The organism is Microbacterium sp. H37-C3, assembly GCF_027157935.1.
Lineage (GTDB): Bacteria > Actinomycetota > Actinomycetes > Actinomycetales > Microbacteriaceae > Microbacterium > Microbacterium plantarum.
Window position 1 is genome coordinate 451,921 of the sequence record NZ_JAPVLR010000003.1, and the last position, 12,553, is coordinate 464,473.

11 protein-coding genes are annotated in these 12,553 nt (G+C 71.5%); 7 read left to right on the plus strand and 4 right to left on the minus strand.

Features of this window, described 5'->3' with window-relative positions:
* Window positions 1-19 precede the first annotated feature (19 nt).
* Window positions 20-871, plus strand: coding sequence for a sulfurtransferase (locus O1W71_RS11180; protein WP_269267908.1), 852 nt, complete (start codon window positions 20-22; stop codon window positions 869-871).
* A 36-nt stretch (window positions 872-907) separates the two neighbouring features.
* The gene (rraA, locus tag O1W71_RS11185; protein ID WP_114588582.1) at window positions 908-1,375 is read left to right on the plus strand and encodes a ribonuclease E activity regulator RraA; all 468 of its coding nucleotides are present in this window, start codon (window positions 908-910) and stop codon (window positions 1,373-1,375) included.
* Between the two features lie 4 nt (window positions 1,376-1,379).
* On the opposite strand, the gene O1W71_RS11190 is transcribed toward rraA, so the two are convergent.
* Window positions 1,380-1,916 carry a hypothetical protein gene (locus tag O1W71_RS11190; protein ID WP_269267909.1) on the minus strand — a complete coding sequence of 179 codons (537 nt, stop codon included), beginning with the start codon at window positions 1,914-1,916 and terminating at the stop codon, window positions 1,380-1,382.
* Window positions 1,917-2,011: 95 nt separating this feature from the next.
* Here O1W71_RS11190 and O1W71_RS11195 point away from each other — a divergent pair, with 95 nt between their 5' ends.
* The gene (locus O1W71_RS11195; RefSeq protein ID WP_269267910.1) at window positions 2,012-3,967 is read left to right on the plus strand and encodes an ABC transporter ATP-binding protein; all 1,956 of its coding nucleotides are present in this window, start codon (window positions 2,012-2,014) and stop codon (window positions 3,965-3,967) included.
* 107 nt (window positions 3,968-4,074) lie between these two features.
* On the opposite strand, the gene O1W71_RS11200 is transcribed toward O1W71_RS11195, so the two are convergent.
* Window positions 4,075-5,973: a phosphoenolpyruvate carboxykinase (GTP) gene (locus tag O1W71_RS11200; protein ID WP_269267912.1), complete on the minus strand. Its 1,899-nt coding sequence runs from the start codon at window positions 5,971-5,973 to the stop codon at window positions 4,075-4,077.
* A 118-nt stretch (window positions 5,974-6,091) separates the two neighbouring features.
* Between O1W71_RS11200 and O1W71_RS11205 the strand changes: the two genes are divergently transcribed.
* The gene (locus O1W71_RS11205; RefSeq protein WP_269267914.1) at window positions 6,092-7,534 is read left to right on the plus strand and encodes an XRE family transcriptional regulator; all 1,443 of its coding nucleotides are present in this window, start codon (window positions 6,092-6,094) and stop codon (window positions 7,532-7,534) included.
* An 89-nt stretch (window positions 7,535-7,623) separates the two neighbouring features.
* Here the strand turns inward: O1W71_RS11205 and O1W71_RS11210 are convergent, their stop codons facing one another.
* The gene (locus O1W71_RS11210) at window positions 7,624-8,748 is read right to left on the minus strand and encodes a winged helix DNA-binding domain-containing protein (protein WP_269267915.1); all 1,125 of its coding nucleotides are present in this window, start codon (window positions 8,746-8,748) and stop codon (window positions 7,624-7,626) included.
* 247 nt (window positions 8,749-8,995) lie between these two features.
* Between O1W71_RS11210 and O1W71_RS11215 the strand changes: the two genes are divergently transcribed.
* The 3 genes from O1W71_RS11215 to O1W71_RS11225 are packed head-to-tail and all read left to right on the plus strand — an operon-like array spanning window position 8,996 to window position 11,480.
* A complete protein-coding gene (locus O1W71_RS11215; RefSeq protein WP_269267916.1) occupies window positions 8,996-9,850 on the plus strand; it encodes an ABC transporter substrate-binding protein in 855 nt (284 codons plus the stop codon).
* Window positions 9,851-9,870: 20 nt separating this feature from the next.
* Window positions 9,871-10,716, plus strand: a complete 846-nt coding sequence (locus tag O1W71_RS11220) for an amino acid ABC transporter permease (protein WP_269267917.1) — start codon at window positions 9,871-9,873, stop codon at window positions 10,714-10,716.
* Between the two features lie 41 nt (window positions 10,717-10,757).
* Window positions 10,758-11,480, plus strand: a complete 723-nt coding sequence (locus O1W71_RS11225; RefSeq protein WP_269268044.1) for an amino acid ABC transporter ATP-binding protein — start codon at window positions 10,758-10,760, stop codon at window positions 11,478-11,480.
* Window positions 11,481-11,565: 85 nt separating this feature from the next.
* Here the strand turns inward: O1W71_RS11225 and O1W71_RS11230 are convergent, their stop codons facing one another.
* Window positions 11,566-12,447 (minus strand): bifunctional methylenetetrahydrofolate dehydrogenase/methenyltetrahydrofolate cyclohydrolase, encoded by an 882-nt coding sequence (locus O1W71_RS11230; RefSeq protein WP_112617598.1) that lies wholly within the window; start codon window positions 12,445-12,447, stop codon window positions 11,566-11,568.
* Window positions 12,448-12,553 lie beyond the last annotated feature (106 nt).

Genomic DNA, 12,553 nt, shown 5'->3' on the forward strand with positions numbered 1-12,553 from the left:
GTGCGCGAGAATCGCACGCATGGACCGCATCCTCACCACTGCCGCTGAACTCCGGACCGCCATCGGGGCGGGCCGCTACCCCGACGGCGGCCTCGTGCGGGTGCTCGACGTCAGGTGGTGGCTCGACCGCCCCGACGGACGCCCGGCGTTCCGCGCGGGCCACATCCCCGGCGCGCGCTACGCCGACCTCGACACCCAGCTCGCCGAGCACGGCGAGCCGACGGAGGGCCGGCATCCGCTGCCCTCCCCTGAGACGCTGCAGGCCGCCGTGCGCGACTGGGGCATCGACGAGGGCGACACCGTCGTGGTCTACGACGATGTCGCCAACCTGGCGAGCGGCCGCGCCTGGTGGGTGCTGCGGGATGCCGGCATCGCCGACGTCCGGGTGCTCGACGGCGCCCTCGCCGCCTGGATCGACGCGGGGTTCGACCTCGAGGAGGGCGACGCGGCAGACGTGCGCCCGGGTACCGCGGTCGTCTCGCCCGGCGAGTTGCCGGTGCTCGGGATCGACGACGTCCTCGATCAGGCCCGCACCGGTCTGCTGCTCGACGCCCGCGCCGGCGACCGGTTCCGCGGCGAGGTCGAGCCGATGGACCCGCGCGCCGGCCACATCCCGGGCGCGGTGTCCGCCCCGACGACGCAGAACAGCGATGAGTCGGGGCGGTTCCGGAGCTCGGACGAGCTGCGCGAACGGTTCGCGGCGCTGGGCGCAGAACCCGGCGCGACGGTCGGCGTCTACTGCGGCTCGGGCGTCAGCGCCGCGCACGAGGCCATCGCCCTCAGCCTCGCGGGATACCGGCCGGTGCTCTACCCCGGCTCGTGGAGCCAGTGGTCGCAGCATCCCGATCGACCCATCGCGACGGGCGCCTGACGGCTTGGACTCGGCGGTGGCCGCTACCCTGTCGACATGACGACCGCCACCGCAGACCTCTATGACGAACGCGGCGACGAGCTCGACTCGCTCGGCGTCCAGTTCCTCGACCTCGGCGGCCGGACCTCCTTCGCGGGACCGATCCGCACCGTGCGCTGTCATCGCGACAACGCGCTCGTGAAGCGCGTGCTCGCGACGCCGGGCGGCGGCGCCGTGCTCGTCGTCGACGGCGGCGGATCGCTCGAGTCGGCTCTCGTGGGCGACCTGATCGCCGCGTCGGCGGTCGAGAACGGCTGGGCGGGCATCATCGTGAACGGGGCGATCCGCGATCGTGTCGCGATCGCGTCGCTCGACCTCGGCGTCAAGGCGCTCGGCTCGAACCCCCGCAAGAGCGCGAAGGACGGCCTCGGCGAGGTCGACGTTCCGGTCACCATCGGCGGCGTGGTCTTCACGCCGGGCCGACACGTCTGGGCTGACGCCGACGGCGTTCTCGTCGAGCGCTGAGGGGCTAAGCAGTCCGCTCCAGCGAGAGCGCGTAGATGGTGGGGTCGCCGGCGAGGTCCATGGTGACACTCACGCCCGGCTGCTCGATGGTCACGTCGAAGGCGATCGTGCTGTTGTCGCACGTCACGGGATCGCCCGATGACGCGCTGTCGATCGGGCCCGCGGTCACCGTGATCGTGCCGGCACCGCGGCACGCGACCTGCGCCTGGTACGTCCCGGCGGGGAGCGACGAGAACTGCGACGTCTGGTGTGCGGACGTGTGCTGACTCAGCCACCCCGACAGCGTCCCCATGCCGGTGGTGTCCGAAGACCGGGGCACCGCTGTCTTGGCCCAGTCCGCGATCTCATCGACCGGCAGGGGCAACTGCTGCTCGTCGGTGCGCGCGTCGGATGTCGGCGTGGGAGATGGCGTGGAACCGACGGATGCCGACGGCTCTGCCGCTTCGCGGTCTGCCACCGGGCCGGTGCAGCCGGCGAGCGTGAGCACGACGAACGCGGCCGCGGCAAGCGGTGCCGCCTGACGTTTCGTGATCGAACGCATCCGGGCACTCTTCCATCGATGCCGCGGACGGACAACCACCCTCGATGAAAGAAGTACGGTCGAAGGAGAGAGCTTCGCCGAACCGAGGGAACCGCATGTCCGACACCCGCAGCCGCATGCGCGGCGGCCGCCGCCGCACCGACGAGGGCCCGCGCGCCCGCCTGTCGCAGCTGCTCCCGTACCTGTTCGAGCACAAGGGCGTGCTGGTGGCGGTCGCGGTGCTCAGCATCGTCGAGGCGGTGGCCACGCTCGGCCAGCCGCTCGTCGTCGGGCAGGTCATCGAGCGTGTGCAGGTGGGTGACACCCTCGGCATCCTCGTGTGGGCGCTCGTGATCCTCGTCGTCGTCTCGTCGGCCATCGGCGCTTACCAGCACTATCTGCTCCAGCGCACCGGCACCGCGGTGGTGTTCTCGAGCCGCCGCAGGCTCATCGCGCGCCTGCTCCGACTGCCGATCTCCGAGTTCGACGCCCGTCGCACCGGCGACCTGGTCTCGCGCGTGGGCACCGACACGACGCTGCTCTACGCCGTGCTCACCCAGGGGCTCGCCGACTCGGTCGGCAACGCGCTCATCTTCGTCGGCGCGATCGTCGCGATGCTCTTCATCGACCCGCTGCTGCTGCTGCTCATCGTCATCGTGATCGGAGCCTCGGTCGCCGTCGTCGTGGGGCTCAGCACCCGCATCCGTCGCGCCACGCGCGAACAGCAGGAACGGGTCGGCGAGCTGGCCTCGGGTGTCGAGCGGGCGATCGGATCGATCCGCACGATCCGCGCGGCGGGCGCGACCGAGCGCGAGGAGGCCGCCGTCACGGAAGCCGCGCGCCAGGCGTACGACGCGGGCGTGCGCGTCGCGAAGGCGTCGGCCCTCGTCGTCCCCGTCGCGGGCGTCGCGCTGCAGCTGTCACTGCTCGTCGTGCTCGGCGTCGGCGGATACCGCGTCGCCTCGGGCGCCATCTCGATCGCGAGCCTGGTGACGTTCGTGATGTTCCTGTTCTTCCTCGTGCAGCCGCTCGCGTCGTTCCTCGGGGCGATCACCTCGGTCAATCAGGCGCTCGGCGCGCTCGGCCGCATCCAGGAAGTGCTCGACCTGCCCACGGAGGAATCGGCCGATCCGGATGCCGCAGCCGCCGTAGCCGTCTCGGGCGACAGCGATGTCGCGATCGAGTTCCGAGACGTGCACTTCCGCTACCCCGAGGCCGTCGTCGCCGCCCGGCGCTCGGCATCCGACGAAGCGTTGCGCACCCTCGCGGACGCCCGCGTCGACACCTCGGCGGTCGCTGCGGTCACGGCCGATGAGACGGGTTCGCCGGCGAACGGCGCAGACGCCGCCGCCTCGTCCGCAGCGACAGCCGGAGCGACCGCCGTCCCCGAGGGCGAGGTGCTCCGCGGCGTGAGCTTCCGCGTTCCCCGCGGTGCGCGCGTGGCCCTCGTCGGCCCGTCGGGTGCGGGCAAGTCGACGACCCTCGCCCTGATCGAGCGGTTCTACGACGTCACCGGCGGAGCGGTTCTCGTCGGGGGTGACGACATCCGGTCCCTCCCCCGGGCCGAGCTGCGCGCGCAGCTCGGTTACGTCGAGCAGGACGCCCCCACCCTCGCCGGCACGATCGCCGACAACCTGCGCCTCGCCTCGCCCGAGGCTACGGACGCGGAGTGCGAGCGTGTGCTGCGCGCCGTCAACCTCGGCGATGTGCTCCAGCGCAGCGAGCTCGGTCTTCAGGCGCCCGTCGGCGAGGCGGGCGTCATGCTCTCGGGCGGCGAGCGTCAGCGCCTCGCGATCGCCCGCGCGCTGCTCGCTGCGCCCCCGATCCTGCTGCTGGACGAGTCGACGTCCTCGCTCGACGGACTCAACGAGCAGCGGATGCGCGAGGCGATCGACGCCGTCGCGACGGGCCGCACCCTCGTGGTCATCGCGCACCGGCTCTCGACCGTCGTCGACAGCGACGTCATCGTGGTGCTCGACCACGGCCGGGTCGTCGGCCAGGGCACGCACTCCGAGCTCGTCGCCACGGTCCCGCTGTACCGCGACCTCGCGAAGCACCAGCTCCTGGTTTGACGGGCCGCGCCCGCCCGCCCTTCCCGCGAGAACGCACCATCGCCGCGAACGTGCACCCTTTCCGGTGCGTTCTCGCGGCGACGGTGTGTTCTCGTGGCGGGCCGGGGTCAGGCCCGGTGGCCGAGGCGGTAGCGCAGGGCCTCGAGCTCGGCACGCAGCGCCGCGGGCAGCCGGTCACCGAAGGTGTCGTAGAACTCCTCGGTGAGGTCGGCCTCGCGCAGCCACGAGTCCGTGTCGACCGCGAACAGCTCATCGAGATCGCGCTGCGGTACCTCGATGCCGTCGAGGTTGAGGTCCTCGGTGCGCGGGAGGCGTCCGATCGGGCTGTCGACCGCGCCGACCTCGCCGTTCAGGCGCCGCACGATCCAGTCGATGACGCGCGAGTTGTCGCCGAACCCGGGCCACAGGAAGCGCCCGTCGCTGCCCTTGCGGAACCAGTTCACCTGGAAGACGCGGGGGGCCCGGTCGAACCGCAGCTGCTGCCCGACCTTCAGCCAGTGGGCGAAGTAGTCGCCCATGTTGTAGCCGCAGAACGGCAGCATGGCGAAGGGGTCGCGGCGGAGTTCCCCGAGCGTCCCCTCGGCCGCCGCCGTGCGCTCCGACGAGATGTTCGAGCCGATGAAGACGCCGTGCGTCCAGTCGGTCGCCTCGACGACGAGGGGGACGTTCGTCGCCCGGCGACCACCGAAGAGGATGGCGTCGAGTGGCACGCCCTCGGCGGCATCCCAGTCCGACGCGATCTGCGGGCACTGAGCGGCGCTGACGGTGAAGCGCGAGTTGGGGTGCGCGGCCGGCCGACCCGAGTCGGGGGTCCAGGGCTTGCCCTCCCAGTCGATGAGCTCGGCGGGCGCCTCATCCGTGAGGCCCTCCCACCAGACGTCGCCGTCGGGACGCAGCGCCACGTTCGTGAAGATCGTGTTGCCCCAGAGCGTCTCGACCGCCGTGACGTTGGTCGACTCGCCGGTGCCCGGCGCGACGCCGAAGAACCCGGCCTCGGGGTTGATCGCCCACAGCCGGCCGTCGGATCCCGGACGCAGCCACGCGATGTCGTCGCCGAGGGTCTCGACGCGCCACCCCGGGATGGTCGGGCGCAGCATGGCGAGGTTCGTCTTGCCGCAGGCCGAGGGGAACGCCGCGGCCACGTGGTACGCCTTGCCTGCCGGGTCGATGACCCGGATGAGCAGCATGTGCTCGGCGAGCCAACCCTCATCGCGGCCGATCACCGACGCGATGCGCAGCGCGAAGCACTTCTTGGCGAGGATGGCGTTGCCGCCGTAGCCCGACCCAAACGACCAGACCTCGAGGGTGTCGGGGAAGTGGACGATGTACTTCTCGTCGTTGCACGGCCACGCGACATCCGCCTCGCCGGGTGACAGCGGCGCGCCGACCGAGTGGACGGTCTTGACCCAGGGCTTGCCGCCGGCGATCTCGTCGAGCACGGCCGCCCCGACGCGGGTCATGATGCCGATCGACGCCACCGCGTAGGCGCTGTCGGTGACCTGCACGCCGATGTGCGAGAGCGGGCCGCCGACCGCCCCCATCGAGAACGGCACGACGTACATGGTGCGCCCGCGCATCGAACCCGCGAACAGGGGTGTGATGGTCGCCCGGATGTCGTCGGGTGCGATCCAGTTGTTGGTGGGGCCGGCATCCTCCTCGCGCTCGGACGCGATGAAGGTCCGCGCCTCGGTGCGGGCGACGTCGCTCGGGTGCGAGCGCGCGAGGTATGACCCGGGCCGCCACTCGGGGTTGAGCTTGATGAGCTTGCCCTCGTCGACCATCTCGCGCAGCAGTGCGTCGTTCTCGGCCGCCGACCCGTCGACCCAGTGGACCCGATCGGGCTGCGTGAGCGCGGCGATCTCGTCGACCCAGGCGACGAGATCGCCGAGAGGACCGGATGCCGCCGACGGCCGGGCGCCGAGGTCGGGCCGCGCGCGGCGGGGAGCGGCGCCCGCTGCGGTTGTGCCGGTGGCGGCGGGGCGGGTGAAGAGGTCGGCGATGGCCATGTCGGTCTCCTACGTCGGCGGCGAGATCGGTGATACCTGACGATTCCAACGCACGAATACCCCGTCTTGCGGCATCCAATGCCTTCAAGAAACCCGATTCTTTCCCTATGATCAAGGAATGGCCGCATCCGGAATCGAACTCGCGACCCTCGGGCACCGCATCCGCCACCACCGCGTCGCCCGCGGGCTGACACTCGACGAGCTCGGCGCACAGGTCGGCGTCGCCGGCAGCCAGCTGAGCCTGATCGAGAACGGTCGACGCGAGCCGAAGCTCTCGCTGCTGCAGGCGATCGCGTCGGCGACCGGCACCGACGTGACCGACCTGCTCTCGCCCGAACCGCCGAACCGCCGGGCCGCCCTCGAGCTCGAGCTGGAGCGGGCGCAGGCCAGTTCCGTATTCCGACGGCTCGGCATCGCACCGGTGCGCGCGGGCAAAACGATGAGCGACGACACGCTCGAGTCCATCCTCGGACTGCATCGCGAACTGCAGCGCCGCGAGCGCGAGGCGATCGCGACCCCGGAGGAAGCCCGGCGTGCGAACACGGAGCTGCGCCTGCGGATGCGCGAGGTCGCGAACTACCTCCCTGACATCGAGCGCCTCGCCGAGAAGCAGCTCAAGGCGGCCGGACACACCTCGGGTGCGCTGACGCACCGCACCGTGAGCATCATGGCCGAGCAGCTGGGGTTCGAGTTGCTCTACGTCGCCGACCTCCCGCACTCCGCCCGCTCGGTCACCGACCTCGAGAACGGGCGCATCTACCTTCCGCCGGCCTCGATCCCGGGCGGTCACGGCCTGCGGTCGATGGCGCTGCAGGCGATGGCGCACCGCTTGCTCGGCCACACTCCCCCGAGCGACTACGCCGACTTCCTGCAGCAGCGCCTCGAGATCAACTACTACGCCGCGTGCTGCCTCATGCCCGAGACGGCCTCGGTCGCGTTCCTGTCGCAGGCGAAGAAGGACCGCAACCTCGCGGTCGAGGACTTCCGCGACGCGTTCGGGGTGACGCACGAGGCAGCCGGGATGCGCATGACGAACCTCATGACCCGGCATCTCGGCATCCCGCTGCACTTCCTGCGCGTGGATGGCGCGGGGGCCATCACGCGGGTCTACGAGAACGACGGCCTGCCGCTGCCGATGGACGTCACCGGCAGCGTGGAGGGCCAGGTCGTGTGCCGGGCCTTCTCGGCGCGGTCGGCGTTCGAGGAGCAGAACCGCACGGTCGAGCACTACCAGTACACCGACACCCCGGGCGGGACGTTCTGGTGCTCGAGCCAGACCGGGACCACCGCCGAGGGCGAGTTCTCGATCACCGTCGGCGTGCCGTTCGACGACGCCCGCTGGTTCCGCGGCCGCGAGACGCAGAAGCGGGCGACATCCACGTGCCCCGACGAGTCATGCTGCCGGCGGCCCGACCCCGACCTGACGTCGCGATGGGAGGGCAAGGCCTGGCCGAGCGCCCGCGTGCACATGCAGATGTTCTCGCCGCTGCCGCGCGGCAACTTCCCCGGTGTCGACGACGGCGAGGTCTACGCCTTCCTCGACCGCCACGCCGCCGGCTGACTCGCCGGCAGCGCTCGAGGTCCCACTTCGGCCGGGAATGACCCCGTGATACCCGGCCGGAGTGGGACCTCGGCGGGGCACGCGGGAGCTCAGCCGGCGAGGGAGCGTGAGACCCGGGCGAGCGACGCCTCGATCGCGGATGCCGCGACCGCTGGGTCTGTCACGAGCGCGGGCTCAGGTGGCAGATGGTGCCGCCCGGCGGCGGCGGAGTGGCGCCACGTGCCGATCACCTGTCCCCGGGAGACCAGGATCGGCGCGACTTGACCGTTCAGGGTGGGGCCGATCCGAGCCGCGAGGTCGGGGGCGCAGACGGTCGTCCGGTCGGCGTAGGAGAGGAAGTACTCGTCGAAGGCGGGGAGGGCGACGACATCCCCGCTGTCGCGCTCCGGGTCTACCCCGGCAACGGATGCCGGCACGCCGGGCCCCGCGCCCGGTGCCGCGAACAGCCCGGCCTCGATCTCGACCACGCGGTCGCCGGCCGCCTCGGCCGCACGTCGTGCCATTCCGATCGGCAGCCCCGCCCACCAGCGGAAGTCCTCGACGCGGGCCGGTCCGTGCGAGCGGATGTAGCCGGCGAACATCTCGGCCAGCGGATTATCGGGCACCCGTCCGGACGGCAACTCGTCCACGGCGACCAAGAACTGGTCGCGGGTCGGTCCGCCCTCGCGCGGCACCACCGGGCCGAAGGCGAGCACCCCGCGGACGGCGAGCGCCGAGAGGATGTGGTTGCCGCGCGAGCGCTCGGTCCCGATGCCGGCACCGCGCAGGAGGTCGGCGAACTCGTCGCGCGTGAGCCGGTTCCCGCCGCGCAGTGCCTGTCGGGCGGCACGCTCAGCCGTCGCCAGCACCGCCTCGTCGATCGCGAGCCCGCGCAGGATGCCCGCCGCGGCACGCTGCTGCCGGTCGGCGGTCACCGCAAGCATCCCGGCGAGGTCGACCGAGCGCACGATGTGCAGGGTGCCGCGTTGGGTCCATGAGCGCACGAGCGTGCCGTCCTCGAACGCGGCATCCACCTCGCTCAGAGCAGGCTCGCCGTCGGTGCGGACCGCCAGCGCCCATCGACCCGACCAGAACTCCTGCGCCTGCACGGCGAGCATGTGGGCCCCGGCCTCGCCGAGTGACGACGCGCGTTTGCTCAGCAGGTGCGAGCGCAGCCGCTGCGTCGTGATCGCGCCCGCTCTCCTGCACCCTCCCCCACCGCCGTCGTCTCGCACGCCGCCGATCCTGCCCGACCCCACCCCCGCGGGTCCACCCCCTGCGAGGTCCCACTTGGGCCGGGTGTGAGCCGCGCTCACCCGGCCCAAGTGGGACCTCGCGGGGTTCGGGCCCGCAGCCGGGCCTGCAGGGAGGCCGCGTAACACGACGACCCGCGCGCGCCGCGGCATCCCGGCCGGGTGAGAATGGATGCAGCCGCCGGTGACAGCACGCCGATGCGCGGCATCCGCACCCGGAGGTTCCCCGATGTCCCGCTCTCTCGTCCGCGCCGCCTCGATCGGCGTCGCCGCTCTCGCGATCGTCCTCGCCGGCTGCTCGTCCTCTCCCGCACCCGCTGCCTCGGGCGACGCCGCGTCGGGACCCGCCGCCGAGGACTACGTCACCCCCGGCAAGCTCACCTTCGCCACGGGCGAGACGGCCTACGAGCCGTACTTCGTCGACGACGACCCCGAGTCGGGCGAGGGCTTCGAGGCCGCCGTCGCCTACGCCGTCGCCGACAAGCTCGGCTTCGCACCGGACGACGTCGTGTGGGTGCGCACGAGCTTCGAGGCCGCGATCGCGCCGGGTCCGAAGAGCTTCGACATCAACGTCCAGCAGTACACGATCACCGACGAGCGCAAGCAGGGCGTCGACTTCTCCTCGCCCTACTACTCCGCGAGCCAGTCGATCGTCGCCATCCGGGGCGGCGTGGCCGACGGCGTCTCCGACATCGCAGGGCTGACCGACCTCACGATCGGCGCGATGGCCAACTCCACGAGCGCGCAGACCCTCGCAGAGGTCGCGCCCGACGCCGAGGCTCGCCTGTACAACTCGAACGAGGATGCCGTGGCCGCGCTCGGCGCGGGGCAGATCGATGCAATCGTGCTCGACACCCCCACCGCCTACCTCGCGGTCAACTTCTACATCGAGAACTCGTTCTTCGTCGGCGAGCTGCCGAAGGCGGGCATCGAGGACGAATGGGGCCTGCTGCTCGCGAAGGACTCGCCGCTCACCCCCGCCGTGACGGCCGCCGTCGACGAGCTGCGCGAGGACGGCACCCTCGCCGAGCTCGAGCAGAAGTGGCTCTCGGGGCTCACGGAGGGCGTGACGCTCCTCCAGTGAGGGCGCGCTAGCGTCTATCCGTGATCACCTCCGTCCCGAGCGCGCTCGAACTCGAGCGCCGAGCGTATCGGCGCGGCCGCGAGCGCCGGTCGGTCCTGATCGCCGTCGCTTCGACACTCGCCTTCGCCGCGGTCGTCTGGGTGACCGTGATCAACACGGAGGGCTGGGCGACCGTCCAGCGGAGCTTCTTCGACCCCGCCGTCGCGCTGCAGGCCCTCCCCGAGGTGTGGCAGGGCTTCCTCGTGAACCTGCAGGTGCTCGCCATCTCGGTCTTCACGGTCGCCGCGGTGGCGCTGGTGCTGGCGCTGCTGCGGACCCTGCGCGGACCGGTGTTCTTCCCGCTCCGGCTGATCGCCGCGGCCTACACCGACCTCTTCCGCGGCCTGCCCTTCGTCATCGTGCTGTATCTGATCGGGTTCGGGCTGCCGACGATCCTGAACACCCGCATCGATCCGGTGCTTCTGGGAGTCCTCGCCATCACGCTGACGTACTCCGCCTACGTCGCGGAGGTCGTGCGGGCGGGCATCGAGTCGGTGCATCCGTCGCAGCGTCTCGCCGCCCGCGCACTCGGACTCAGCTACCCGCAGACCCTCGTGCGGGTCGTGCTGCCGCAGGCGCTGCGCAAGATGACCCCGCCGCTCATGAACGATTTCATCTCCATGCAGAAGGATGTCGGACTGATCTCGATCCTCGCGGCGTTCGACGCGATCGCCGAGGCGCGGGGCGTGGTCGCGACGACCTACAACTTCACCCCGTACGTCGTGGCAGGCGTGCTGTTCGTGCTGCTCGCGATCCCGACGATCCGGCTGACGGACTGGTACACCGCGAGGCTCCGACGCCGCGAGCAGACGGGATCGATCCTGTGAGCCGGAACCGCCCCGGCACCGCGCCCGGCACCGTTGCCGACGTGCTGCACGCCCGCGGCATCCGCAAGTCGTTCGGCGACAAAGAGGTGCTGCGCGGCGTCGATGTGTCGCTCGCCCGCCACGAGGTCGTCGCCCTCATCGGCGCGAGCGGTTCGGGAAAGTCGACGCTGCTGCGCTGCCTCGGCCTGCTGGAGCCCATCGACGACGGGCAGATCCTGCTGGCCGGCGACGACATCTCCGACCCTCGCGTCGACGCGAACGCGGTGCGCGCGCGGCTGGGCGCGGTGTTCCAGAGCTACAACCTCTTCCCGCACCTGTCGGTGCTCGACAACGTGACCCTCGCGTCGCGCGTCGTGCACCGCGTGCCTCGGCGCGAGGCGGAGGCGCGTGCGCGCGAGCTGCTCGCGCGCATCGGGCTGGCCGACAAGGCCGGGGAGCACCCCGACCGGCTCTCGGGCGGTCAGCAGCAGCGGGCGGCGATCATCCGCGCGATCGCGACGGATCCCGAGGTGCTGCTGCTCGACGAAATCACCTCGGCGCTCGACCCCGAGCTCGTCGGGGAGGTACTCGAGCTCGTCCGCGACCTCGCCGTGGCCGGGTCGACGATCCTCATGGCGACGCACGAGATGGCGTTCGCGCGGGATGTCGCCGACCGCGTCGTCTTCCTCGACCAGGGCGTCATCGTCGAGGAGGGCGCGCCGTCGGAGGTGTTCGGCGCTCCCCGCGAGCCCCGGACCCGCGCCTTCCTCTCCCGCTTCCTCTGAGCTCCCGTCGACTCGCCAGAAAGTGCGGATGCCGGCCCGCCCGGATCCGCGTTCTCTGGCGAGTCGACGGGTGGAGGAAGCAGGCTCAGGCGGTCGCGCGCTCGGCGGCCTCGACCACGTTGGTCATCAACAGGGCGACGGTCATCGGGCCGACGCCGCCCGGGTTGGGCGAGAGGAAGCCCGCGACCTCGGCGACATCCGGCGCGATGTCTCCGTAGACCTTCGACTTGCCGGTCTCGGGGTCGTTCTCGCGGGTCACGCCCACGTCGAGGACGGCGGCGCCCGGCTTGACGTCCGCGGCGGTGACGAGGTGCTTCACGCCCGCGGCACCCACGATGACGTCGGCCTCGCGCAGGTGCGCGCCGAGGTCGGCAGTTCCGGTGTGGGTCAGGGTCACCGTGGCGTTGATCTCGCGGCGGGTCAGCAGCAGACCGATGGACCGGCCGATCGTGACACCGCGCCCGACGACGACGACGTTTTTGCCCGCGAGGTCGTATCCGTTGCGCTGCAGCAGCTCGATGACGGCACGCGGCGTGCACGGCAGCGGCGTCGTAATGGGGTCGTTGACATTGAGCACGAGACGCCCGAGGTTGACGGGGTGCAGGCCGTCGGCATCCTTCGCGGGATCGATGCGCTCGAGAACCCGGTCGGTGTCGAGGTGCTTGGGCAGCGGCAGCTGCACGATGTAGCCGTGGCACGTCGGGTCGGCGTTGAGGCGGTCGATGACCTCCTCGACCTCCGCCTGCGTCGACTCGGCCGGCAGCTCGATCTGGATCGAGTTCATGCCGATCGCCTCGGACTCGCGGTGCTTCATCCCGACGTACAGCTGAGATGCCGGGTCGGCCCCGACGAGCACCGTCGCGATGCCCGGGGTGACTCCGCGGGCCTTCAGCGCGGCGACGCGCTCGGCGAGTTCGGTCTTGATGGCAGCGGCGGTGGCCCGCCCGTCGAGCTTCTGCGCGGTCATGTCGTTCTCCGTTCGAGATGGTCGCGGTCGCCGGGGCGCGGTCGCCGAGAACATACGCTCCGGGCGAGAACGTACCGTGCCGGGTGCGTTCTCGCGGGGAGGGTGC